Origin of the sequence: Myroides odoratimimus, from assembly GCF_030326305.1 — a bacterium.
GTDB lineage: Bacteria > Bacteroidota > Bacteroidia > Flavobacteriales > Flavobacteriaceae > Flavobacterium > Flavobacterium odoratimimum_A.
Genome location: NZ_JACAKB010000015.1, coordinates 1 through 25,362, shown reverse-complemented (window position 1 = coordinate 25,362; position 25,362 = coordinate 1). Strand labels below are relative to the sequence as shown.

The following is a 25,362-nucleotide window of genomic DNA, read 5'->3' as shown; positions in this document are numbered from 1 at the left end:
AAATAAATAAGTATAATCACATAATAAAACTGTATTTCGCATAGTATTAATAATAGACATCTAAAATTGATTGTAATTTAACTATGATAAATAAATTTCTTTCTAAGCCTAAACGATTATTCTTTGTCGTTTTTTGGACTACCCTTACTTTCTCAGTTTATCCACAGATACTATCGCCTCACGATCATAATATTTGGTTACTACCTACTTTGATTGTTATGACATTCACAATAAGTATTTCCCATTTTGTAAGTGATTTTTTATTACCTAAAGCCCTTAAAAAAGGTTCTATAAAGAGCTTTTTACTATACGCTTTATTCTTTATTATTTTGTTATCGATATTATTAGCTACTTGCTTTACACTATTTCCTTATTTTTTAAGTAGTAGTAATTTATTTGTACAAGATGCACTTCTCAACCCAAGAGACTTATTCTTTAACCAGTTATATAAAACTATTCCATCCGCTATGGCTATTATAACTACCACCTGCGGAATACGTTTCTATGAAGAACACCATCGTATAGAGAAAATAAATACGAAGTTAAAACAAGAACACTTAGAAGCACATATCAAACTATTGCAGGATCAGATTAATCCTCACTTAATGTTTAATATACTAAACCATATTTACACATTGATGCAGATAGATGTAGAACTAGCCTCTAATGTACTACTAAAGTTTTCGGATATACTGAGATACCAACTCTACGAATGTAACCATAAGACCGTTCTTCTAGATCGAGAGGTACAGTATCTACAAGACCTAATCGCTATAGAACAGGTAAGATGGGGAGACGAACTAGAGGTAAACTCCACTTGGTCAATTCACAATAAAGAACTACATATCACTCCCCTATTGTTAGTACCCTTAATAGAGAATGCCTTTAAGCATGTGTCTAGACTTCCAAATAAGAAAGGCTATATTATCATAAAATGCACAGAACTAAATAATACTTTACATTTATATATAGAAAACTCTTTTAGTACTAAATATAAAATAGAGAAAAAAGCAGGTGGCATAGGTATTGCTAATGTACGAGAAAGACTATTAATGCAATATAGTGATGCCCATTCGTTCCATATAACACATTCTGACGAAAAACATATCGTTGAACTAACTATCAATCTAAAAAATCAATAATGTCTACAGATAAAAAAACACCCATATTAAAATGCTTAGTCATCGATGATGAACCATTAGCTAGACGTGCTATCATTGAATATATTAATCAGGTAGACTTTCTTCAGACAATAGACTCTTGTGCTTCTGCCTTAGAAGCTCAAGAATTAGTAGAAAATAATAGTTATGATCTCCTTTTTTTAGATATCAATATGCCTTATCTAAGTGGAATAGATTTTTTAGAATCGATTACTCAGTCTCCTATGGTTATCTTCACGACAGCCTATTCGGAGTATGCACTAGACGGTTTTAGACTACAGGTAGTTGATTATCTACTTAAGCCTATCTCGTTTAAAAGATTCTATCAAGCAGCTATTAAAGCAAAAGAACTTTTCACACTGAAACAACAATCTAAATCAGAACCGCAAGATATAACTGATAATACAGTATATGTCAAACACGAAGATAGTTTCGTAAAAATAGATTGGAATGATATTATGTACATTGAAGCAATGCAGAATTATCTAAAACTTCATCTAAAGAACCGCTGTCTTATCATTCATCAGACCATGATTGCCATAGAAGAATTATTACCTAAAGAACACTTCTTTAGAATTCACAAATCCTTCTTGATCAATATCAATCATATTGAATCCATATCTGGTGGTCGAGTATTTATTAAAGAAACAGAACTACCTATCTCTAGAATGAGAAAAGAAGCGTTACTTAATGAAGTAGTATATAAGAATCTGCTAAGCAAATAAAACAATATACAATTATGAAATCAACGGAACAAGAATGTCAAAACCGCTTAATACTTTTTCTTTTATACATATCTAGACACCAAATTCTTTATAATAGCCCCATTTAGAAACATCAAAAAAGAAATTCACTCTCTACTACTATAAAACACATGAGCTCATTTAAAAAACTTTAAAACAACATCCTAATACCTATATCATTACTAATTTTAATGTAACTTCGCTTTGACTTTTAATCAATAACTAAACGAGTCTAATTATGTACCCTGTATTTAGCCCTAAACTATATTTTGACAAGATTGTATTTGAATACTTGAATTCTATACTAAAATCAAACGGTTTTACTAAAGGAAGAGGAAATAATTGGACAAGAACAAACGGAGCTATTTTTAGTAAAATAACAATTCAGAAGTCTAAAAGTCGATTAGAGAGAGAAGTGTCTTTTCGCTTCTATCTACATCTCTGCCCTGAGGGTATTCAAACTACAAAGGTAACTATTGACAATAAAGAAATGGATTGGACTTATAATGAACAAGCCTATTCTGTCGAATGTGAAGATGTACTATCTAAAGAAAGAAAAATGTTCAAGTTTAAAAACCACGGTTGGTTAGGTTGGTATGTAATCTTCAGAGAGAATGCATGTGATCAACTACTAAATGATGAACTCAAAGTTGATTTTGAAAACTACATCCTACCTGTTATAAATAAGATTAATACAATTGACATTTACCAGAAGGTCAAAACTGATATGAATACATATCCTAAAAAAGATATACACTTAGGGATATACGATTACCTTTTTGAGTAATAAATACAATTAGTTAAAACAAGTCTATAATCTTATAACTTATAAACTCACTTGTAAGTATTAAACAACATACAAACTAAAACACCCATAATCAGTTCGTACACCTAATTGTTCTCCTATAAATTTTATTTCACAACTTTTGACTACGTGTTCAATCTTAAAATGGTGTAGCTCTTTTTTATTAATAAAGTCAAATACATACGCATTAGTTCTTTGTACTAAAACTAATTTTGTTTGATCTTTATTAAAACAGAAGACATTCACATCTTTTGTATATTCAAGTATTTCCAGTTCTTTTAATTTAATTTCTTGATTCATTACTAAATCAAAATAACGCATCCCCCATGTACCATAGCGCTCTCTTACTACAAGTAATTGATTAGACCGAACAAATTCCATCTGTCCTACCTCTCTAAAATCTCCTGTAATAACCTGTGCAATACTTCCATCTGCAGTATTAAAGATCTGAATCTCCCCTACTTTACTGTGATAAGCGAGTAATGTTCCATCTTGTGACAACTTACCACAACACACTGCTTTACCCTTATGAGGTATAGGGAATACAGTTTCTTTTGAGGCATTGACAAATGCAATACTCTCTTCTAGACCTATTGCTATCTGATGCTCTGAAACTGATAGAAAAGAAACACTATCATTATAATCTTCTTTTAGATTAGTAAAACTATCTTTTTCGAGGTTGTATTGATAAATAGCATGATCTATATCTAAGACTATAGTATCACTATTTACTTGATATTCCATTGTCCAGGCAAAACACCTAGGCAACTTAATTTCATTAAGTAAGTTCCCCAACGAATCTAATACAACTAGAACATCTCCTTCAGTAGTGTTTTTATACACCATGATTCCTTTAGGCGTAGAAGAGAACACCAAGGCTCCCGTATATCCTCCGCCTATATAAGTATGTAAACTAGGAGTTCCTACTTTTGCGTTTTCATTAACTAATACAAAGCCTTTTTTTAAAGCTTCCCATTCCTTTTTATAGAAATTATTAATTACTTGTTCTTTATCTGAAAAAGCTTTTTCTGTTTTCCTTAATTTATCTTCTTTTCCAGTTTCAGTATACAGTACATTGTTTTTTACAGAGAGATTAAGCACTTTACCTGTTGCTCTATTGATCAGTCTATGACTATTTACGTTGTACTTCATTGCTTTCTATTTTTTAATTAAAAACGTCTGTATTCTCTCTACATAAACTAATCATAGAAAGAACCTAAACAAGATAACTAATTTACAGATATTAAAAGATTTAAAAAAACATTTTACAAACCACTTTCTTTCCATATCTCTTTAACCAAAAAACGTTTTAAAAGAAGGTGAACTATACCCTACTTTTAAAACGTTTTTTCTTATCTGTCTATAAGCTCCACTTCAAAGACATTCCTCCATAGAATGTAGTAGAGAATTTAGGATCAGCTACTTTTTTTTCCTTAAAGATACTCTTGACTTTCCTCTCATTATAAGAGAATGACCTTACTAAAGTACTACCTGCTGTAAACGATAAAGTCATATTATCAGAAAACTTAATCACAGGACGCAGACCAGCTACGATCTGCTGAAATCCTAAAATCTTGGTTTCATTATTCTGTTTGACGATAGCGGTCATTCCTTGAAGGTCAACAGCTGCACTTAGTAAGAAATTATCTGTGAACTTATATCCTACCTCTAAACCTTGTGGAAATGCTACCTTCATAAAAAAGTCGCCACTCGTCTCCCAATTCAGATAAATACCAGGTAACACCATAGGCACCCCAAAGCTATTCGTCAATACAGGCCCACCTCCTAGTGAAAAATTAGGTCTAAAATGCTTGATAAAGAATACTGCTCCCTGCCCAAGGATAGCATCTTTATTTACATTCTCCATATCTGTATATACTCCCACAGACCCCATCAACAATAATGACCATGAATCACTTATCGATCGAAAGTGCTTTACACCTACCGAAGCATTTAATAACTCTAACGGGAACAGCTGTTCTTCATAATCTTTATGATTCATCCTAGCATATCCAGCAGAAGCCATTACAGACCATATCCTTGGCTTATCCCTATGGTCCATTTTCATAGAAAGAGGAATCTCTAAAGCAAGTTCTACCTTTTTAAAATCACTTTTTGAATCCGTCTTTAAACTATCTATCGGCCTAATATAATTAGACATCGGAACATAATCTACCTTAAATTCCCCTTGTATCTCACTTTGAGCTTGTACAGTATAAATACTCATAAATACCAAACCTAAAGTCAACAAATGTGTTACTATTCTCATCTATTCTATTTTGGCACAAAAAAACAATACCTCCATAAAATGGTAAAAACTATTTGACAACTGACTCGCTACGCAGGATATAAATAACAGATTCGATTACTTAGGCAATCAGAATAAGCACCATAGCATTCTCCTACCTCTACTTCTCTACGTACATAATCTCTCCATTACACTAGATAAACAAGCTTTATCTAGTATAAAAATTCACTTATTCTTCCACAAAAACAGATTAAATAGATCAAAATATTCATTTTAGGAACCTTATTACATTATTTTTTACCCATATATACTCTAATGAATAGAATTATTAAGAGACAGAACACAAATTTGTATTATTTTTTTATCTACTAAAAAAACATATTCAACTAATAAACAACACATTAACATCTATTAAGCCATTATAACACATCATAGACAACACCCTCTTAGCTCAGTATATATGGTTTATATAGGCTATTCCTTGGACAATTCTAGGAGAATACTAGGACTATAATTGGCTAAAAGCCTATTTTGCCCAAGAATAATCCTTTTATTCTCTTTTTACTATACTTAGATATCCTCATAATAATGATGAAAACTACTCTTAATAATAGAGAATATTATCCAAATATGCCGTTTTCTACTCTTTACACATACATAAATATATTCTCATATAGCCATGTTTATATACAGCTACTGCCCCCAAGAACCATTTATTTTTACACAACACATAAACCCCTATATTACTGTGCTTTATATCTTATATAAAGAAATAAATCATCCTAAAAACAGAATTATTATGGCAGAGATCAAGCAAGGAATATTAAGTGAAGTAATAGGAAAAATAGGTACTATAGTATGAGTCAGAGGGAGAGGTAGAAATATCATCCGTACTAAGCCTCATAAATCACGTAAAAAAGCAACAGAAGCACAGTTAAGACAATGGGATAAAATGAGTCTAGTCTCTACGTTTACTGCTAAATTCAAGGATTTTGTCAATATGTACTGCCCTACTATCTTTATAGAAGGCAAATGGATGACGGGTAAAGAACAAATGATTTCCAGATTAATGAAACAAGGAATCGAACTCTACAATGGAGTACAGTATATTAATATACAACAGGTATTACTCTCTATAGGAACTCTAGCCCCAGCTGTAATTAAAAAAATCAATCGCCTTAAAACGGGGAAGATTAAGGTACAATGGGATAATACATTAGTCAATGCCTTAACACTAAACACAGATACACTAACGATAATGGCATATAATGAAGAGCTAGATGCGTTCATCGATATCCCTAATATAGGAACACAAGCAGAAAGATATACGCACTTCAGCCTACCTGCCCATTGGGACAAAGGAAGCATATACCTAGGGAGCATGTGGAAATCAGCAAACAATAGTATCAACAGCACTAGTTGCTTTCACGGATTTTTAGAACTTGCTGAACAAGAAAACACAACAGAAGAGGAACATCAAGCTATAAAACAACAACAAACACCTGTCCATACAGATACGACTAACACAAAAAAGATAAACCAATCCCCTCATCACCTACTATACAAGAAATAGAGACTGCTATACCTATTCAAATTAAAAACAAGGATACACCTCTTAGGGAACAACAACCCGTCGATGAACAAACAGAAGTAGACAATCATCTAGCTTATCCTCCTGGCTATATAAGGAAAGTCAGCAAAGAATTAATCAAAAGAATAAATGATCCCGAGAAATCACACATTCCTGATACAATGAATGAAGATTACTCTATTCTAAAGTTATTAATCCCTGACGACGAACAGCGAGAATGAATCAATAAATAAGCTATCTGCTTTAGATAAGTCTTTAAATAATTAAATTTTATGTACATTATACCTGTTTATAATCTAGTGGTATGCTATTATAATTTACAATCCTACCCCTATACAGATTCTGCTTTATTCTGTTTAGTATGACTATCTTTGTGATATGAATACCGTTTGATTATTATTCATAACTTTAAACAATCAAAACAGGTCAATTATGAGTATAGTACTAACAGACATAAAAGAAAACTTAGGAATTATCACCATTAATTCAGAAAAATCACTTAATGCACTATCACTTGAAATCGTGAGTGAATTAAAAAGGATTTTAGAACAATGGAGAGATAATAGCGATATAAAATGTGTTTTTCTACAAGGTGCTGGTGAGAAAGCATTCTGTGCTGGTGGGGATATCCGCCAAGTAAGAAAAGCAATAGAAGACTATAAAACTATAGATCCTACTCAGGTACCTCCTATCTGTGAAGAATACTTTATTACAGAATACAGTGTAGATTACTTAATCCATACGTATTCTAAACCGATAGTTGTCTGGGGAGATGGTATAGTAATGGGAGGAGGCTTAGGATTATTAGCAGGAGCCTCGCACCGCATTGTCACAGAGCGCAGTCTATTAGCTATGCCTGAGATTAGCATTGGATTATATCCAGATGTTGGAGCTTCTTATTTCTTAAATAAAATGCCTTCTACTTATGGATTATACTTTGGGTTAACAGGGACTCGCTTTGATGGAGCTGATGCCTTATTTCTAGGTATTGCAGACTACTTTATACCTTCTACTGTGAAAGATAGTATACTAGACGAATTAGTACAGATCAGTAGTAGTGATCAGCTATCAGATAAGCTTAATACCCTATTAGCACAGCGAAATACTCCTAGTACAGACTTACCTGTATCTCAGGCGATGTTACACAAGTCTCTTATAGCAGCATTAGAACCGATACGCTCTGTAGCCGAATTTATCGCTATTGTAGAGCCTGTAGCTAAATCTGATGCATGGGTGGCGGCAGGGTATTCATTCTTTACTAAAGGTTCTCCTACCTCTGTCCACGTTATCTTTAGGCAGCTTACAGAGAGTAAACACTACAGCTTAGAAGAAGTCTTTAGATCAGAGCTTAACCTTACGTGTCAGTTTACCGTTCATCCGGACTTCTCTGAGGGAGTAAGAGCTCTATTAATAGATAAAGACCAATCCCCTAAATGGACACCTAGTACATTAGAACAAGTGAGTAACGAATGGATAGAAAGCCACTTCACTCCTCTGTGGTCTACAGAAGAGCATCCTTTTAAAAATATAAAACAAGCATAATCATGACGGAAGAACAAAAATTCATTGCTGAGTCTATTAGTTATCTCATTAAATCTGGTTTTTGGGACAGTGAAGATGTAGAGGAGTTTATTACTGAAGAAATCAATGAGAATGATTTACAAGGTAAAATCAACGAAAAGTGGATAAAAGAAACTATTCTAAAAGAGGAAAGAGCACTGCTTAAAGCAAGTAAAAATTGGCATGTACCAACTACAACACAAAAGTTAGTAAAAGCTTTTGACCAACTAGTGGATCAACATATCATCGCACTTCATTATGCAGGATATACTATAGATGATGGATACTATGAAGTAGATCAAATAGAAGAACAACTACAGGCAAAAGGAAAGAAGTCTAAAGGAATCTGTTTTTATAACGAACAAGACCTTCAACGTGCCTTTAGAGAAAAAGATCCTTATTTAACTCTTGCTTTCCAAGATATGCACTCTGAAAAAGAGGAAGACTCTATCTCAGTAGGTAAAAAAATTGTTCAAACCTTACAAGAAAATGGGTTTAAAACAGAATGGGATGGTACTGCTACACAAAAGATCACTATCTTAAACTTTGCGTGGCAACAAGCTTATAAACCAGAAAATACCCTATTATTAGATTACGATTCAGTAGCTGAGAAACTTCTCAAAACAATATAACTTTAAAAATGAGTAGTACGATACGTACTACTCATTTTTTTTACATCTTATCCTTAATAATCAAGCCTTACTCCATTAGCTATAGTAGTACACAGTATGGATATAAGTAAATAATGAGAATATTTTTCAAAAAACATGTTATTTATCATGTTTTCAACCTATTAAACCCCTTAAATTTGTTATAAGAAATAAAACAATAAACAAATAGAATAATTATTACACTAATAATATAGGTATATTCGGAATAGGTTTGACTATGCTATCTCGTAAATAATTGATGACAAAATATAAATCAATATTCTCACTAAGAGAAAAAAGTATATCAATAAATTATCTTTAAAATTACCTTTGTGATAGAAGCAAAGCACCCATATAATCACAAAAAAACTGTTTATTTAGACCAACAGGTAACCTTATAACGCTTACCTGTACTTAATCCAACAGATCATAGTATGACAGAACTGTATGATAGCGCACAATTATACAACGTCTCTTTCATTCAAATCTAAATAAGAGTTACAGTTCAATTTTTTCACTCTCTATAACTCCCTTATAGAGAGTTTTTTATTTTCCTTAAGCTGTATCCTTAGTCTTTAGTTTGCTGATAAAAACTGACGGAGAATCTCCGGTCACTTTTTTGAAGGTGACAGTGAATCGGCTGTGAGAAGCAAAACCACATTGTTCTGCTAAATAGCTAATCTTATACTTTAAAAATTTAGGATCTTGTTTTAAGCAAGAGACGATATATCCTATTCTCAGTTCATTGACATAGGTTGCGAAGTCGCATTCTTTATTCTTATTAATCACATAAGATAAATATCGATGATTAACGCCTATGCTCCCTGCGAGTACATTAAGGGAAATATCTTTATCTAAATATCCCTGTTCTTTCTCGAAGTGGGTTATCTTATGTAAGATATCCTGTTCTTTCTCTTCTGTGATATACCGTTTTTCTTCTGTACTATCTTCTTCATTACCTTGTTCTTCTAGGTCCTCAGCAGACTCCATAAATTGCTTTACTGTTCTTCTTAATCCCCGAACATACCTTAAATAAAAAACACCTGCAGATGCCACTAAAAGAAGAGCTATGGCATTAAATAGGTAAAAGATATTATACAGTTTGTTCTCTGATCTCTCTTCTGATCTAGTATATACCTTATCATTATTTTCTAATAAAACATCTAAATCCTCTATCAGTCCTAAGACTCTAATTTTAGCACTGTAAATGTTATTATTTAATTCACTTACGGCTTGTTCTTTATTTACTGCTAAAGCTACATTCCCCCCACAAAACATAGCTAAAAATAAAGCTAATATGACATTCATTTTTTTACTCTTAATTTTAAATACTGTTTATTAAAACAAAACATTCTAACAAATACAGAAGTATTCATATATAAGCATACCAAATGCTATAGGTGACCTATCACCTATTCTTAAAAGGGGGAGAAATCAGATACGATTAAACTTATGGGGGGGAATTTAATCTACTTGATATTAAAACACTTCGTATTATTTATGCTTAATTACTATTTACTTTACTTATATTTTTTCAAACTTTTATCTATAGCTGTATGGAAACTAAAACATAAAGTTCTTTCTAAAAACAGTTAAATATTTATATTATTCTCTTTTACACAATCCTGCAAAAATAACTTTTTTCACCTCTAAAACAAAATCACAGTTCCTTGTAATACGTGAAACAAGCCTATTCATTGCCAAAAAAATTGATTTTTTTTGGCGTATAAATACCGATACTCTGCCAAATTATTACACTACAAATTCTGCTGCCAGTTCCATGCTGTTCTTAACGATTCTTCAATAGTCGTATTTGCTTTCCACTGTAATTCTAACTCTGCTTTAGATGCATCTGCAAAGGCTATTTCGATATCACCTGCTCTTCTATCACAGATCTTAAACGGTACTTTTATATCATTAATTCTTTCAAAGCTCTTGACTATCTCTAATACAGAAGTTCCCTTTCCTGTCCCAAGGTTAAATATATCTAGTACTTTATCCTCTTCACTAGACAACAATTTCTTTAGTGCTGCCACATGAGCTTTAGCTAAGTCTATCACATAGATATAATCTCGAATAGCGGTTCCATCTTCTGTCTCGTAATCATCTCCGAATACATTCAAACATTCTCTGACACCTGCTGCTGTCTGTACTACATAAGGGATTAAATTATTAGGTATCCCTTTAGGCATTTCTCCAAGTAATCCTGATGGATGAGCGCCTATAGGATTAAAATACCTCAACAAAGTTGCTCTTTTTTGTTCTGCTTCAACATAATCACGTATAATCTCTTCTCCCATTTGCTTAGTCTTTCCATAGCATGATTCTGGCATCTTTAGAGGAGTACTTTCACTGATAGGCATGATATCAGCCTGCCCGTATACAGTACAAGAAGAACTAAAAATAAAATTACTCAGGTTGTGTTTCTTCATTTCTTGTAGAATATTGAGTAACGAACCTATATTATTACTATAATATTCTAAAGGAATTGCTTGACTTTCTCCTACTGATTTATAAGCTGCAAAATGAATCACTCCATCAAAGTTATGTTCATCAAACAGCTCTGCTACTCGATGACTGTCTTTTAAATCTATACAATATAACTGAGGTACTACCGTTGTAAGCTTCTTAATATTCTGTAAGACATCTTCTTCAGAATTGGATAAATCATCCACTATCACTACCTCATAATTATTCTCTAATAACTCCACTACCGTATGAGACCCTATATATCCTAGTCCTCCAGTCACTAATATCTTTTTCATCTTCTATTTTATTGTTTTACATCTAAATAATAATCACGGTCTATAGTACCATCTACTAGGTCTTCTGCTGTACTTCCCTTATGTAAGCTATACAACTCTTCATAATCTTTAGTATAATGTGCATCTGGCACTACATTTAAGTCAAAAGTGACTTCTATGTTCTCTACGGTATCAAAGTTTCCATATAGTGTGACATAATGCTTTACATACCCAATGTTTTTAGTCGTATCAAACTTTAATACAAGTTTTCCTTCTCCTCCTGCTGGAATATGTTTTAACGAAGCTGTATGGGCAACTATACAACCACAAGACACTATAATGTCTTTTAGAACAAATGGGTTATCTCCTTTATTCACTAAAGGAAATACCATTGTCTTCTCTTCTCCTTGAATAACTGGATAATAATGTCTGTCGTTATCAACAATTTCTAAACTGGTTGTCTCTCCTTCTCCTCCTTTACATCCCACTAATAGCGTAAAGAACAATAGAATGAAGAGTGTATATTTTATTCTACTCATTATATTTTAATTAGTTATTTGTATTTCATCAAGAGCTATAGTCACTCTGCTTCCTTCCTTCTTTGTAAAGACAATCTCCATTTTCTCACTTTGATTAAAATCAATATAAGTCGAGAATTCTGCTATACTATCCGTCAGGTGGTAAGAAGCTGAATCAATAGTCTTGACTAACTTCCCATCTAGTCGTAACTCTATAAGAGCAGGTGACTCAAACTGATGCTTTTTATTACATAAAAAGCGCAAAGCAAGTGTTTTCACACCTTCTATATGAGCTGTATTAAACTCTACAGACCACTTATTCTCTGGAGATATATACCATCCTAAATGATAATCTGTTCTAAAGCCTAACAATCCATTACTTAATAACATACTCGAGGTTATTACTTTACCTGTGCTGTTTTTAACTATTATAGGTTTTAGGAGAAGAAAGCTTTCTTGTCCTTCTTTAGCTACAATTTCTCTCCAACTAGTTAGATAATTGTCTACATTACCTTCTGCTTCTTTATATTTCAGTATTCCTCGCTCTTTAGCTAGATTTAATACCTCTAAGCCATTTTTGAGTTCTTGTTTAAAGGTGATTGAGTTTCCTTTTACATCAATAGCTCCTAGATGATCAGAGGCACGATAATACGCTAATTGTAAGCGAGTAAAAGTAAGTGCAGTATATAGTTTATCTAACTTCTTTCTCTCTTCTCCACTTGTAAGTAAAACTTGTTTTGCTAAAGACTGATAGAAATGAATAAACTCTTGTGGATCTAAGTAGGTAGTAAAGTTTTCCTCTGGGGAACCATACATATTATATGGTTTATTGGCTTGATTATAACGCTTCTCTAGGCAGATATAATAAGTACTGAGCAATTCTCCACTTATGGGATACTCCTTCTTAAAATACCTTCTAATTAACTCTTCTACATCTGTATCAATATCTTTCATCAGAGAGGTAGCAACATAATTCTGCACATCTGAGAAAGAAGAATAATCATATCCACTAGCATTTAAAAAGATCCCTTGTACACCAAGATTTTTAAAAAACTTAAATTGGTGTTGTACCCCATAAAGAACTGGTATTGGGCTTAGATAATCATCAAAATTAGAGCTATAATCCCATAAGAGAACCTTATTGGTCTTCGTACGCCACGTCTTGATATCAGATATAAAATCTTGTACATCCTTCTGAGCTAGATACTTCTCTTTTAGAGCTACTCCTTTAGGGATATCTATCGTACTTATCATCACTCCTACATTAGGTTCTAAAGTCATCTTAGGCACTGTCTTAGTTGATAAATAAGCTAACATATAGAACTCATACTTCGGAAATCGTCTAGCTAGTTTATTAATCAGATGAGCGACAGACTCTGAGGCCTGAGCAGTAGACTTATTCACATCTAGGCATCCTGCACAGCTACACACAATGGCGTTGTCATTAGGTGCAATCACAAAACGATAATGCTCTGAGCCCTCCACCCCATAACCATAGTTATCAATAATGTATTCTGATAGATAAGCATATAAATCCCCTGAAGTGAAACAGAACTGATCTCTGTTTACTTGTTCATTTACTCTCGCATAGATTATAGGTTTAGGCTCAGAAGGAATCGCTTTAGCAATGTTATGCCCCCAAATACCCCAATCTTCTTCCACATTATTATTTCCTAATACACCAGACTGATCTAATAACAAATTCTCTAGGTAATGAGGTTCTCTATAAGTAAAGTCATTTGTACTACACCCTGTGACAAAATCTAATATAGCTGGTGGCAAATCTGCTGTTAGAAAACGAGAATCCTCTTCTGATATCGCTTCTATTAGCTGATATATCACCCATTTTATAGTCTGCTCATCTCTAGCCTTAATACGCAAACCTTGATGATCATGCTGAATGTAATAATCATGCTCTAGAGTCTGATCCATTGTTATATAAATATGTTTGGCACTATCTTGTTCTTCATTCCCTATAGCCATTTCTACAATAGGATGAGTAGAAGTACGTCTCATCAGATGCTTGTATAAATAATCTGCCCACAACTTGCTCTCAAACACATCATCTGCATGAATAACGTAATATTCACTGCTCAATTTTTCTGAAGTATTCGCCTTACAGCCATAGATGCAGAATAAGACAGATAACAACGAGTATTTAATTATATTAGAAAACCACATTTATTGCAAAATATAGATTGTAAAAATTCTTATACTTCAACTGATTATCCTTGTAGTTATACCAACTTCCCATAATACTACCTGTAACATTCTTGAACAATACTGTTCCGTATCCTGCTCCTACATTGGTATTCAACACATCAAATGTATCATACAGCTGATAATCGATTAACTCAACATCAGGAGATGATCCCACGCCTGCATTAGCTGCAATAAAATGCTTAGGTGAGGATAGAAAATATCTCGCATTCACAGATAGGTTATACATCCATTTATGATTGCTAAAGAAATTGTTTAGCTTCATATTTAGACTGTATTGGTCAGTTTGCTTAGTCGCTCCTAGAACTATATTAAACATATTATCACTAGTATTTGATACCTCTTTATCCTTTTGGAATATTCGATACCCTGCTCCTAGTTCTAATTCTACACCGCCTAAAAAGTTAAAGTCTCTGAACACAGATCCATTAATAGAGAACTTAGGGAAGTAAGAATCTGCAAAAGCTATATTAGCATTACTGCTCCACTTATCACTCCAGGTTCTAGCCCAATCAAAATGACCTTGAATACCACGACCTGCTTCTCTAGCTGTATAATTCGTTCCGATAGTATAACTATTCTTTAGCGCATGATAAGTGTAATGAACTGAAGCTATAGAGTGCTTCTTACTAGACTCATCATCAAAGTGACTGCGCAAGTACTCTATACCTATCTCATTTCTCAATGATTTATAAGCTAAGAACTGTAAGTGCTTTTTATACTCTTCTAACTCTATAGGTGATGGGTCATAGAAAAGCTGATAAGCATAAGCCTCTGCATATTTCTTTTGCTTTTCTAATACTAATCCTTTAGTATATTTTATAACTCTACTATTAGGTAAGTATGCTAAGGTTTCGTCTAATACGCTTAGAGCCTGATCAGTCTGATTCTCTTTGATCAACTGTAAAGCATATTTCTCACTGATTTCTTCATAGGTACTAAGTGCTAGTTCATGATAAGGTTGTTGTATCACTTGCGATAATATAGCATTGTAAATAGGGGGGTAATCTGTTGCTACATTTCCCTGATACTCTGCTAACTTCACCTGAAAGAAGACTTCTTCTGGATACACCTCTACTCCTCTTTGTAAATAGGCTTCCATTTCTTCTTCTCTCTTTAACTGATGAGATAAGTTAACTGCATACACAAGTGCTGTTTTATTAGTAGGGTCATGAGCTAGCCAACGTTTAACATAATACAAGCTTTCGCTATATAAAAAATGTTCATTCTGGTCTTTAACAATAGCTGTACACAACTCCTGATAACCTGGCAGATACGATTTTCGCTTATCTAAATCTAAAGCAATAAGCTCTTCTTCATAGGCTGCTAAAGCTTCGTTATACTTATGTAGTTTAAAATATAAATCTGCTTTTTTAAAGCCTAGATGAATAGACTCATTCGCGTTTAGTTCATATTGATTCAATGTATGTAGTGCACTAGTATAGTCTCCCTTCGCTACATAAGCTCTATACAATCCCATATAACCTAATGAGGTAATCTCCTTATCTGATGACCTTAATAGAATATGCCACCTATCAATAGCATATTCATACTGCTCTTCTAGCATAAAACCTTTAGCTTCTTCTAGTGTAATCTGATAATAAGAATCTTGTACTTCCATATCGCCAGGATAACTAGTATATAGTTGTTTGACTAAAGCTTTTGCTTTAGTTGTATTTCCCATACGAGTATGGACTTGTAGTTCTTTTAGTGCTAACTCTTTACTAGCTCCTGATGCCTTTTTATACTTATTTAGCTGATACAACGCCTCCTCATATTGCTGTTGAGCGATAAGTTGATTAAACACATAATTAAAAGCTTCTCCATTACGAGGGTTACCGCTCAATACATTACTATACAAGTCAAAAGGAGCTGTTAACTTGGCGTGTCTAGCTGCTTCTAAAGTGTAATAATTATATTGCTGAGTCAATTTAGATTGTTGTAAAAATTGCAATAACAAATCATATCTCTTCTGATCTGATAATACACCTATCTTCTTGTTTTGCAGAGCTACATTGTTTGGAAACAAAGTGAGTGCCCTCTCGATGTGAATAAGAGCATTGTTCCAATCAGCTGTCTTTATATAATCGTTAATCAGTACTAAATGATACTCTACATTCTTTGGATCATTCTTTATCAATTCTTTATTTAAAGAAATTGTTTTATCAAAATCACCTAACGTTTGATTCTTTAGTACTTCTAGCTCTACACTATAAGCATATTCTTTCTTTAAATCCTGATCAGAAGGATATATCTGATATAATCTCTTTCTCAGTCGATCTGCTTCTACATGATTGCCTTGCAGTTCAAATAAGTGTATTTTTCTCTTCCATAGACTTTTTAAGTATGGCTGTACTTCTAGTATCTCATTGACATAACATATCGCACTAGAATAACGCTTGGTCTCTGTTTCTACATTTACTAAGATATGTCTAGCATCTATTTGACCAGGGTCTAATTCGATAGCCTTAACTAACTCATACCTCGCTTTATCATATTGTTTAATATAGTGGTAATACTTTCCCAATAACATGCGCAGATCTGCATCTTTAGGGTCTTCTAACACCCCTTTATCTACAATCTTCTTACCTGATTCCCATTTATTCTCGTTAAACTCACGATTAGCAAGTAATACATAATCTTCACTCCCTTCTTTAATTGTCTGTACTTGTGCATAATTATAAGTAGAAACTAACAATACGCTTAACTGTATCAGGTGTCTTTTTATTCTATTCATTTCGTTTACAAATTAAGATAGAGTAGTCTCTATTGATTCAGCTTTAGTTTCTTGAGAAAAGCCTTGACGTGTCATTTCTCCCCATTTAAAATTCTTTTTAGTCATAAACTGCCAGTATCCTCTAAGGCTAAAAAATACAATGAAAGGGTGATAAAAAATAGCTTCGAAAGCTGATAAGAAAATAAGCTTTAGATAGTCTATATAGGAGTCATACTGTTTCTTGACAATGATATCAAAAGAAATAGATACTAATGACATCGTAGCTCCTACCATGTAAACAAACAGTAACATAAGCCAGAAGGTCTCTAAGTTTACCTGATTTGTAAAAAATAAAAAGATTAAGAACACTATTCCTATAAACTCAATAATAGGTGCCATAAATTCAAACAACAATGCATACGGCATGACTACTAGTCCTAGTCTTCCATAATTAGGATTAAGCATTAATCTTCTGTGTACTATAAAAATCTGCAACAATCCTCGTCCCCATCTAGTACGCTGTCTACCGAGTACTTTAAGATTAGGTGGGCCTTCTGTCCAACAGCATGTATCAGCAATCTGTTCGATACGGTATTCTTTCTTCTGGTCACACATATAAGCGATCATTCTAAAAGTCATATCCATATCTTCTGCATGAGAAGAAGAGTCATACCCCCCTGCTTCTACTACAATATTTCTATCAAAAAGTCCAAAACCACCAGATACATTAGGAATCAAGTTAAAACTAGACCATCCCATTTTTGCCAATAAATACGAACGAAGATATTCTGTCTCCTGAAATAAGGGGATTAAGCGATTAGGAGCTTTTACTTTAACAATCTGACCATCTTTTACCTCACACCCATTAGCCATTCTCATGGTAGCCCCTACTGCTATAACAGGAACTTTAGAATCTAGTACAGGTAATATGATTTTGGTTAGGGTGTCCTTACTTAAAATACAATCGACATCTGTATTGATAAAATAATCATATTGAGCAACATTAATACCAGCATTCATAGCGTCTGCTTTAGTACCGCCATTCTCTTTATCTACTACTGTTAGTCGCTTATAGTCTGGGTTAGTAGATTTAAAAATACGTTTGACAGGCTTACTTCTAACCTTCTGAATATAAGGGTAAGGAACTTCCTGTAGATCAAAATTGTCAACAAGTAATTCTAAAGTTTGATCTTTACTTCCGTCATTCACAATGATTACCTCAAAATTAGGGTAATCTAGATTTAAAAGAGATTGAACATTAGCAATAATAATTACCTCTTCATTATAAGCAGGTGCTACTACTGAAATAGCAGGTGCTATCTCTGGATGTGTTCTTAAAGTATGTTCTTCTCTAGCCGTATATTTTACTTTATTTTTAATAATCTTAAAGTATCCAAATATTGCTAAAAAGAAGTAAATTAAAGTAATTAAACAAGCGTAAAAATAAACGAGGTATTGATAAAAATAGAATAATTCTTCCATATTAATTTTAGTAAGGTTTTGGGGATTAAGCCAATATTCTGCACTCTCTAAAAGCTAAAAAGAAGACAGTCATTCAAATCATCTTCTTCTAGTCTATTGTACAAGTAAAATCACAAAGGTGATTAATAAAAAAGCACTTAACCAGTTAGAGGTATATTAACAAGTATATTGCTTCCTAGCGCAACTCAACATACCCAATGATCTGTCTTTCAAAATCAGTAATTGCTTGTTCTTTAATTTTATTATAGGTCACTTTACTCTTATCTAAAAGATAAATTGTAGAAAGAATATTTACTAACAACTCTTTATTCTCAGTTTCATAATACAACTGTTCTAAAAATGACAAAGCGTCTATACCTCCAATTTTACCAAAGGCAATAACAATTTCATTTTGAATAAGTTGTTCTACATAACTAAACTCCTCTATAAACACAGATATAGCATCTCGATAAGCAAAGTCACCCAATGCTTCTACAATTGCTTTCTTTACCACTGTTGAATTAGTCTGTTTATACAACCTCAACAAATCAGCTGCGCTCTCTACTTGTTTAAAGAAAGCTATTTCATAGATCAAGAAGGCTTGATACTTATCATTCTTCGCTACATTCACCCATCTCATTAACAATGGCAAAGGTCTAGTAGATGCTCTTTTCACTAAAGAAGTATGAATACGAACTTCATCAAAAGCATTAAAATCACGATCAAAGTCATTCTCTAAAAACTTAAAAGAATCATGAGACGAAAACTTCATAAAAATGCTCTTTGCATGCTTTCTAATATGTGTATTCTCTGAGTACAATTTCTGAGCAATAGCAGTACCTGATACATTGTCTCCCAAATGCTCTAGCATTCTAAGAGAATGTACGCTCTTCTTATTTACCTTACTCTTTAAACGGTTCTCCCAATAGTTAGGTAAATCTAGAGCTTTAAGAATCTCGTTATAATTATTAGTGTTGTACTCCATTTCCTTTTCTGATTAGATTCACTAATAAGTCTGTTATACAAGCTTTCTCCCAATTCTTAAGCTCATTATTTTCTAAGCCTAAACTCTGTAGTACTTGATTAGATGAAATGTTTTCTTTAGTTTGTAATAAAGCATAAAGAGGTTCTTCATATTTTTCTTTAACTTTAGAGTATCGCTGCTTCTCTACTTTATTTCTATAAGCAACAGCGCCAATTCTCAATAAAGAATAAATATAAACTCCCCCAAGTAGCATAGTTAAAAAAACAGTTAGCCTTACTACTGGGGAAAAGCTCTCAAAATGTGAGCTTAAATAGTAAAAGTAATACAAGAGTGTATCCATAGCTATAATATTTTTATTTCTACAAAGTTTTACCTTTATATTGAATTACAACTACCCAATACTTTTATGTTTGACGCAATAAACTACTCAAAAACTAACTTTTTTACGTAAAACATAAACAACATAAACACCTAAAAACAAAACAGTTAAGCAATCATAAAGCTATATACTGATAAATATCAATTTAAATAATAACTAGTCTTTCGTATATTGCTTTATGAAACATCTAAACTGTACGTTTAAAAAATGAAACGCCCTACTCAAAAGGCTAAATCAGTTTTCTAATACTTAATGATAACTACAATTAAAGCGGGCCCTAATTTTATAGTTTAGACACTTATATACACTAGATACACTGCATTCCAATACAGTAGAAGTCCTTCTCCATATTTTATAAAAAAGAATGTTTCATTTTCTCATACTCTTGTAAACATTATTCATTCTACTATAATTATTATATTTTCTTTATCTATGTCTCCTACCCATTATGGTGAGTAGTAATCTTCCTTTAAGATTGACTTAAAAAGACAAAAACTAGACTTTAATAGTCTTCTATAATTAAACATTCTGCATAAGTTACTAACTAACAAATACTAACAGAGATGTTTATTTTATCCGTTAGTAATCGTTAAAACTATCATTAACCATACTCTATGTGTTTTTAACTATTTTAATTGGTTTTTAGGAGTTAGTTTTAAGAAGAGCTACACTTATACATGTTTTAGCCTAAAACATCCCGTACGAACTTACTATAAGGTAAAAAAAGCTCACTACCTTTTATGAGGCCATTTAACTATCAAATGATGATCACTCTTGAAATCAGAAAACACGTTATACAGCACTAGATTAACTACAACAAAAAAAGGTGCCCTAAAAGGACACCTCTATATACTTAATAAAGAAAAATTCTTATTCTTCGTGGAAAGCTAACACAGGAACATAGTTGTGGTAACTTAATTTCTTAGTCATACTACTTGTAAATAGCTTTTCGAAGAAACCTCTATTTCTTTTTACAGAAACCAAAAGGTCAATATTCTCTTCGTCTAAGAAATCAAATACTGCTTTTTCTACATCACTGCTTTCTACAATATAGAATTTCACATTGTCATTTTTAAAATTCTCTTTCCAACTATTAATTACAGCAGGATCTGCTTTATCTTTTGCAGTTGCAACGTGAATACATTTTACAGTTGCATTAAACCCTTTAGCCATTTGAACAATAGTCTCTAAAGTAGTTTTATCTTGTGAACTGAACAAAGTTGTAAATGCAATAGAATTAATTCCATCAAAAATAGCATCATGAGGAATGCTCAACACAGGAATTCCTAAAGAACCAATTGCATTAGCTGTATTAGAACCTAAGATTTTTTTATCTAATCCTGAGTTACCATTTGTTCCCATCACTACTAAATCAATCTCTTCTTCTTTAACTCTTTTCTTTAAGATAGTATTCAAGAAACCTTCTTCTAAAATGAAGTGCATTGGAACATGGTCTAAGTTATGCTGTTTTGCTATATCTCTAATTTGAGGTACTTGATCTTTGAAATTTTCAAAATTGCTCAACTCAATAGATTTATATACATCCTGTACCATTACAGGATTAGCTGTTGCAGAAATCACAGGCATCTCATAAGCATGTAATACAAAAAGAGTTGCATTTTGGTTTTCTGCCATTCTTAACGCATATACTAGAGCATTGTTAGCTGTTTCTGAAAAATCTGTAGGGAATAGTATTTTTTTCATGGTATCCAATTGTTTTATTTGTATAAAGATATGAATAATCTTTATGTTTTTATAGTATTTTAAAGGCTAAAAGTTGTAAAATATGCGATAGAGAGCTTAAATAGCATGTAAAGACTTACTTTTATACCTATTAGGTATAAATAGACAAATTAGGGCACTACTCTACCTTTAATTAGCCTTATAGTAATAAATATTTCTACTTAAATACCATGTACCTAACCACGCTAGTAGTAGCAATACAAAGAACTTTTCTTCCCTATAGTAGACATCATTAGATTAAATGAATTAATAGTATCTTTGCCTCATATTTAGAAAAGATATGATATTACAAGATACTATTGTCGCTTTAGCTACTCCTTCAGGAGCAGGTGCTGTAGCTATAATAAGAGTTTCGGGGAAAGATGCAATTACACTAGTCAATGGCATTTTTAAATCGATCAAGAATAAAGATTTAACGACACAAAAAACACATACTTTACACTTAGGTCATATTGTAGATGGAGAGCGTGTATTGGACCAGGTATTAGTGTCTGTTTTTAAAGGACCTAATTCATACACAGGAGAAAATACAATTGAAATTTCTTGTCATGGTTCAACCTTTATCCAACAACAGATCATCCAATTATGTCTGCGCAAAGGTGCTAAAATGGCTCAAGCAGGAGAGTTCACCATGCGTGCCTTCTTAAATGGAAAGCTAGACCTATCTCAAGCTGAAGCGGTAGCTGACTTAATTGCCTCTGACAATGAAGCAAGTCATCAAATCGCTATGCAACAAATGCGTGGTGGTTTTTCAAGTGAGATCGCTAAACTTCGTGAGCAATTATTGAACTTTGCTTCTCTTATTGAGTTAGAGTTAGACTTCTCAGAAGAAGATGTTGAGTTTGCTGATCGTACACAGTTTAGAGAACTAATCGACCGTATAGAATTTGTACTTAAACGTCTTATCGACTCTTTCGCTGTTGGTAATGTAATTAAGAATGGTATTCCTGTAGCTATCGTTGGAGAACCTAACGTAGGAAAATCTACCCTACTGAATGCTCTGCTAAATGAAGAGCGTGCTATCGTATCAGACATCGCTGGTACAACACGTGATACAATCGAAGATGAATTAGTAATAGATGGTATTGGATTTAGATTCATAGATACTGCTGGTATCCGTGAGACTAAAGACGTCGTAGAAAGTATAGGTATCCAAAAGACATTCGAGAAGATAGAAGCTGCTCAAGTAGTTATCTACCTAATAGATGGAGCTAAGCTAAATAGTAGTTCTCTTGATCAGATTAAAATTGAGTTAGAGAAACTAAAAAACAAATACCCTCTAAAACCACTTCTTGTAGTCTGTAACAAGAGGGACTTGTTATCAGAGGAACAAATTGGTTTATACCAAGCAAATATCGACAACCTAATGCTGATGTCTGCAAAAGAAAATATGGGTGTAGAAGAACTAAAAGAGGCTCTATTAGGCTTCGTTAATACTGGTGCTCTACGCAATAATGAGACTATCGTAACGAATACTCGTCACTATGACTCTCTATTAAAAGCTTTGGAAGAAATCGAAAAGGTAAAATGGGGATTACAGACTAATTTATCCGCTGACTTAATGGCCATAGATATCCGCCAAGCATTATACTTCTTCGGTGAAATAACAGGACAAGTTACGAATGATGAATTATTAGGGAATATTTTTGCGAACTTTTGTATCGGCAAATAAATTACCTTTCCCTTAGTAAGATATACTTTCTTTTAATTGACTATCAGGTTTTTATACTTGATAGTCTTTTCTTTTTGTTTACTTTTGTATCAGATGATGTACTAATTCAGTACTAATTTTTAATATCAATCTGTACAAATGTACCAATTATGAAAATATCACTTATAGAACGTAAATTAAAAGATGGTTCAGTTAATTTAGCTATTGAATATTACAAAGGATCGGAAATTACGCCAGAAGGTAAACGTAAACATATTAGAGAATACGAGAATTTAAAATTATACTTATATGGTGAGCCAAAGAATGCTAATGAAAAAAAAGAGAATAAAGAAACTCTTTTATTAGCTAAAAAACTTCTAGCTATTAGAGAAGCAGAATACTATCAAGGTAAGTTTGATCTTAAAAATACTACAAAGGGAAAAAGACGCTTTTTAGACTACTTTCATGAGAAAACAGAAGAGAAAATTAACAGTCCAAAGAACTATGGCAATTGGACTGCAACAATGGTTCATTTAAAACGTTGTATCTCCCCTAATATTATCTTTGATGATATTGATGAAAAGTTTGTAAAACGCATACGCACTTATTTTGACAAAGAAGCCCGAACTAAGAGCGATCTACCTTTATCGTTAAACTCAAAATATTCCTACTTCAATAAGTTTAAAGCTTGTTTACGTGCTGCCTTTGATGAAGGTTATTTAGCTATAAATTATGCCCCTAAAGCTAAATCATTTGAACAGGCAGAGAGTCAAAGAGAATACCTCACTTTTAATGAAGTACAAGACCTAGCCAATACTGAATGTAAATATGAAGTATTAAAACGTGCTTTTCTATTTTCTTGTTTTACAGGATTACGTTGGTCAGATATCAATACTATGACATGGTCTGAAGTTCGAGATGAAGACGATTCATATCGCATAAATTTTAGACAAGAAAAAACAGATGGAGTTGAATATCTTTATATCTCTAAACAAGCTCGAGATCTATTGGGAGAGCGTAAAGGTAATATGAACCGTGTATTTATAGGTTTAAAATACTCAGCAGTTTATAACAACGCTATTGTACTATGGTGTAATAAAGCTGGTATTTCAAAGCATATTACTTTCCATAGTGCAAGACATACTCATGCTGTGATTCTACTTGAAAATGGTGCAGATATTTATACAGTATCAAAACGTCTAGGACATCGTGAAATCCGTACAACTGCTATATACGCTAAGATAGTAGACGAGAGAATGAAAGCAGCCGCAAATTTTTTCCCATCAGTAAATATTTAAGATTATGACAGTATTTTTAATTACAACTGCAACAGTATTATTTATCATGTTAGTACTAAACTTCGGGTACTATTATTTTAAAAAGATATATCCCTTTTTACTAGGAGAAGTAATTCTTTGGGATAACAAATTAGACCGATTAAAGCTTCTGATTGGTATAACTACTCTATTCTTCGCTTATTTTTCTTTTCAAAGTATTTGGACAACTGGAATTTTTTTCAAAGAATTGAATATTATATTATACGCTATTCTATTAGCTAGCAATATCTTATTTTATGTAATCTACACTCAAGATAGAACATTATTCAAAACTCCCTCTTTGACAGAAAATTCTGAAGAAAAGAAAAAAATAGAAGAGCAAATCGCCCAAGAACAAGAAGAGCTTCGCTTTGAACAAAAAGTAAAAGAATATCAGGAGAAAATTCAAGCTACCATTGATTTTATCAAAGAACAGAAAAACAAACATTCTAAAATAAACACAGTAGATGATGTACACACACCTAAAGATCAAAACTCAAATGATAATTTTTTTCAATATCTTCAGGAAGATGATTTAAAAAAAATGTATTCAAGTTTCCGTGAAGAAGGTATTATAAAAGATTTATCCTTTGATAATTTTAAAAGAAACCTTCTTAAGAAGGATTTACAAATAAACTTACACGGCCCTTCTCTTTATTACTTTCATAAAGTATTTGAAAAGCACTTTATGAAACAGTGTCCGCTTTCCATTACACTTATTAAGTTCATAACCTACTTTAAACGAAAAGATGGTAAATCATTTCTTTATGGTACAGTAAAAAATGGTGTCTCACATGTTTTGACCCCTATAAACCTAGAGTATTTTTAAATTTTTAAAGTATAATGTTTTAGGCTACTTTTTCTCTGCTACA

At 32.7% G+C, this 25,362-nt stretch carries 19 protein-coding genes and 1 pseudogene; 9 read left to right on the top strand and 11 right to left on the bottom strand.

Features of this window, described 5'->3' with window-relative positions:
* Window positions 1-83: 83 nt before the first annotated feature.
* The 3 genes from HX049_RS11510 (at window position 84) to HX049_RS11500 (ending at window position 2,690) form a co-directional block, all read left to right on the top strand.
* A complete protein-coding gene (locus tag HX049_RS11510) occupies window positions 84-1,142 on the top strand; it encodes a sensor histidine kinase (protein ID WP_286415943.1) in 1,059 nt (352 codons plus the stop codon).
* A complete protein-coding gene (locus HX049_RS11505; RefSeq protein WP_041890649.1) occupies window positions 1,142-1,885 on the top strand; it encodes a LytR/AlgR family response regulator transcription factor in 744 nt (247 codons plus the stop codon). The genes HX049_RS11510 and HX049_RS11505 overlap by 1 nt, the downstream gene beginning before the upstream one ends.
* 256 nt (window positions 1,886-2,141) lie before the next feature.
* Window positions 2,142-2,690: a DUF4304 domain-containing protein gene (locus HX049_RS11500; RefSeq protein ID WP_041890646.1), complete on the top strand. Its 549-nt coding sequence runs from the start codon at window positions 2,142-2,144 to the stop codon at window positions 2,688-2,690.
* Between the two features lie 60 nt (window positions 2,691-2,750).
* On the opposite strand, the gene HX049_RS11495 is transcribed toward HX049_RS11500, so the two are convergent.
* Together HX049_RS11495 and HX049_RS11490 are read right to left on the bottom strand one after the other, a co-directional pair.
* Entirely contained in the window at window positions 2,751-3,860 is a 1,110-nt protein-coding gene (locus HX049_RS11495; protein ID WP_286415938.1) for a hypothetical protein, read from the bottom strand.
* Window positions 3,861-4,068: 208 nt separating this feature from the next.
* Window positions 4,069-4,977, bottom strand: coding sequence for a DUF6268 family outer membrane beta-barrel protein (locus HX049_RS11490; RefSeq protein ID WP_286415936.1), 909 nt, complete (start codon window positions 4,975-4,977; stop codon window positions 4,069-4,071).
* A 778-nt stretch (window positions 4,978-5,755) separates the two neighbouring features.
* Between HX049_RS11490 and HX049_RS11485 the strand changes: the two are divergent.
* The 3 genes and pseudogenes from HX049_RS11485 (at window position 5,756) to HX049_RS11475 (ending at window position 8,739) form a co-directional block, all read left to right on the top strand.
* Window positions 5,756-6,768: pseudogene (locus tag HX049_RS11485) on the top strand (DUF6266 family protein).
* 211 nt (window positions 6,769-6,979) lie between these two features.
* Window positions 6,980-8,089 (top strand): enoyl-CoA hydratase/isomerase family protein, encoded by a 1,110-nt coding sequence (locus tag HX049_RS11480; RefSeq protein ID WP_286415934.1) that lies wholly within the window; start codon window positions 6,980-6,982, stop codon window positions 8,087-8,089.
* 2 nt (window positions 8,090-8,091) lie between these two features.
* Entirely contained in the window at window positions 8,092-8,739 is a 648-nt protein-coding gene (locus HX049_RS11475) for a DUF6891 domain-containing protein (protein ID WP_286415932.1), read from the top strand.
* Between the two features lie 573 nt (window positions 8,740-9,312).
* Here HX049_RS11475 and HX049_RS11470 read toward each other — a convergent pair.
* The 9 genes from HX049_RS11470 to HX049_RS11430 all read right to left on the bottom strand — a co-directional run bounded on the left by HX049_RS11470 (window position 9,313) and on the right by HX049_RS11430 (window position 21,484).
* Window positions 9,313-10,065 (bottom strand): helix-turn-helix domain-containing protein, encoded by a 753-nt coding sequence (locus tag HX049_RS11470; RefSeq protein ID WP_286415931.1) that lies wholly within the window; start codon window positions 10,063-10,065, stop codon window positions 9,313-9,315.
* Between the two features lie 449 nt (window positions 10,066-10,514).
* The gene (gene galE / locus HX049_RS11465) at window positions 10,515-11,522 is read right to left on the bottom strand and encodes a UDP-glucose 4-epimerase GalE (RefSeq protein ID WP_286415930.1); all 1,008 of its coding nucleotides are present in this window, start codon (window positions 11,520-11,522) and stop codon (window positions 10,515-10,517) included.
* Between the two features lie 8 nt (window positions 11,523-11,530).
* Entirely contained in the window at window positions 11,531-12,040 is a 510-nt protein-coding gene (locus HX049_RS11460; protein WP_006259229.1) for a DUF1573 domain-containing protein, read from the bottom strand.
* 6 nt (window positions 12,041-12,046) lie between these two features.
* A complete protein-coding gene (locus tag HX049_RS11455) occupies window positions 12,047-14,200 on the bottom strand; it encodes a DUF4838 domain-containing protein (protein WP_286415929.1) in 2,154 nt (717 codons plus the stop codon).
* Window positions 14,187-16,976 (bottom strand): YaiO family outer membrane beta-barrel protein, encoded by a 2,790-nt coding sequence (locus tag HX049_RS11450; RefSeq protein ID WP_286415928.1) that lies wholly within the window; start codon window positions 16,974-16,976, stop codon window positions 14,187-14,189. The genes HX049_RS11455 and HX049_RS11450 overlap by 14 nt, the downstream gene beginning before the upstream one ends.
* Window positions 16,977-16,988: 12 nt before the next feature.
* Entirely contained in the window at window positions 16,989-18,437 is a 1,449-nt protein-coding gene (locus HX049_RS11445; RefSeq protein ID WP_286415926.1) for a glycosyltransferase family 2 protein, read from the bottom strand.
* A 175-nt stretch (window positions 18,438-18,612) separates the two neighbouring features.
* On the bottom strand, window positions 18,613-19,401 hold the full coding sequence (locus HX049_RS11440) for a HEAT repeat domain-containing protein (protein WP_006260961.1): 789 nt from the start codon (window positions 19,399-19,401) through the stop codon (window positions 18,613-18,615).
* Window positions 19,385-19,654: a hypothetical protein gene (locus HX049_RS11435; RefSeq protein WP_225600794.1), complete on the bottom strand. Its 270-nt coding sequence runs from the start codon at window positions 19,652-19,654 to the stop codon at window positions 19,385-19,387. Before HX049_RS11435 ends, HX049_RS11440 begins: the two co-directional genes overlap by 17 nt.
* A gap of 996 nt (window positions 19,655-20,650) precedes the next feature.
* Complete coding sequence (locus HX049_RS11430) at window positions 20,651-21,484, bottom strand: universal stress protein (protein WP_006259235.1); 834 nt, start codon at window positions 21,482-21,484, stop codon at window positions 20,651-20,653.
* Between the two features lie 319 nt (window positions 21,485-21,803).
* Here HX049_RS11430 and mnmE point away from each other — a divergent pair, with 319 nt between their 5' ends.
* The 3 genes from mnmE to HX049_RS11415 all read left to right on the top strand — a co-directional run bounded on the left by mnmE (window position 21,804) and on the right by HX049_RS11415 (window position 25,319).
* The gene (mnmE, locus tag HX049_RS11425; RefSeq protein ID WP_286415924.1) at window positions 21,804-23,195 is read left to right on the top strand and encodes a tRNA uridine-5-carboxymethylaminomethyl(34) synthesis GTPase MnmE; all 1,392 of its coding nucleotides are present in this window, start codon (window positions 21,804-21,806) and stop codon (window positions 23,193-23,195) included.
* A gap of 149 nt (window positions 23,196-23,344) precedes the next feature.
* The gene (locus HX049_RS11420; RefSeq protein ID WP_182647810.1) at window positions 23,345-24,472 is read left to right on the top strand and encodes a site-specific integrase; all 1,128 of its coding nucleotides are present in this window, start codon (window positions 23,345-23,347) and stop codon (window positions 24,470-24,472) included.
* 4 nt (window positions 24,473-24,476) lie between these two features.
* Window positions 24,477-25,319 (top strand): hypothetical protein, encoded by an 843-nt coding sequence (locus tag HX049_RS11415; protein WP_286415921.1) that lies wholly within the window; start codon window positions 24,477-24,479, stop codon window positions 25,317-25,319.
* Window positions 25,320-25,362 lie beyond the last annotated feature (43 nt).

Excerpts from the sequence above, each read along its gene's own strand:
- HX049_RS11470 (WP_286415931.1), bottom strand. The coding sequence starts at position 10,065 with ATGAATGTCATATTAGCTTTATTTTTAGCTATGTTTTGTGGGGGGAAT.
- HX049_RS11510 (WP_286415943.1), top strand. The coding sequence starts at position 84 with ATGATAAATAAATTTCTTTCTAAGCCTAAACGATTATTCTTTGTCGTT.
- HX049_RS11440 (WP_006260961.1), bottom strand. The coding sequence starts at position 19,401 with ATGGAGTACAACACTAATAATTATAACGAGATTCTTAAAGCTCTAGAT.
- galE (WP_286415930.1), bottom strand. The coding sequence starts at position 11,522 with ATGAAAAAGATATTAGTGACTGGAGGACTAGGATATATAGGGTCTCAT.
- HX049_RS11480 (WP_286415934.1), top strand. The coding sequence starts at position 6,980 with ATGAGTATAGTACTAACAGACATAAAAGAAAACTTAGGAATTATCACC.
- HX049_RS11505 (WP_041890649.1), top strand. The coding sequence starts at position 1,142 with ATGTCTACAGATAAAAAAACACCCATATTAAAATGCTTAGTCATCGAT.
- HX049_RS11415 (WP_286415921.1), top strand. The coding sequence starts at position 24,477 with ATGACAGTATTTTTAATTACAACTGCAACAGTATTATTTATCATGTTA.
- HX049_RS11495 (WP_286415938.1), bottom strand. The coding sequence starts at position 3,860 with ATGAAGTACAACGTAAATAGTCATAGACTGATCAATAGAGCAACAGGT.
- HX049_RS11420 (WP_182647810.1), top strand. The coding sequence starts at position 23,345 with ATGAAAATATCACTTATAGAACGTAAATTAAAAGATGGTTCAGTTAAT.
- HX049_RS11450 (WP_286415928.1), bottom strand. The coding sequence starts at position 16,976 with ATGAATAGAATAAAAAGACACCTGATACAGTTAAGCGTATTGTTAGTT.
- HX049_RS11455 (WP_286415929.1), bottom strand. The coding sequence starts at position 14,200 with ATGTGGTTTTCTAATATAATTAAATACTCGTTGTTATCTGTCTTATTC.
- HX049_RS11490 (WP_286415936.1), bottom strand. The coding sequence starts at position 4,977 with ATGAGAATAGTAACACATTTGTTGACTTTAGGTTTGGTATTTATGAGT.
- mnmE (WP_286415924.1), top strand. The coding sequence starts at position 21,804 with ATGATATTACAAGATACTATTGTCGCTTTAGCTACTCCTTCAGGAGCA.
- HX049_RS11475 (WP_286415932.1), top strand. The coding sequence starts at position 8,092 with ATGACGGAAGAACAAAAATTCATTGCTGAGTCTATTAGTTATCTCATT.
- HX049_RS11430 (WP_006259235.1), bottom strand. The coding sequence starts at position 21,484 with ATGAAAAAAATACTATTCCCTACAGATTTTTCAGAAACAGCTAACAAT.
- HX049_RS11500 (WP_041890646.1), top strand. The coding sequence starts at position 2,142 with ATGTACCCTGTATTTAGCCCTAAACTATATTTTGACAAGATTGTATTT.
- HX049_RS11435 (WP_225600794.1), bottom strand. The coding sequence starts at position 19,654 with ATGCTACTTGGGGGAGTTTATATTTATTCTTTATTGAGAATTGGCGCT.
- HX049_RS11445 (WP_286415926.1), bottom strand. The coding sequence starts at position 18,437 with ATGGAAGAATTATTCTATTTTTATCAATACCTCGTTTATTTTTACGCT.
- HX049_RS11460 (WP_006259229.1), bottom strand. The coding sequence starts at position 12,040 with ATGAGTAGAATAAAATATACACTCTTCATTCTATTGTTCTTTACGCTA.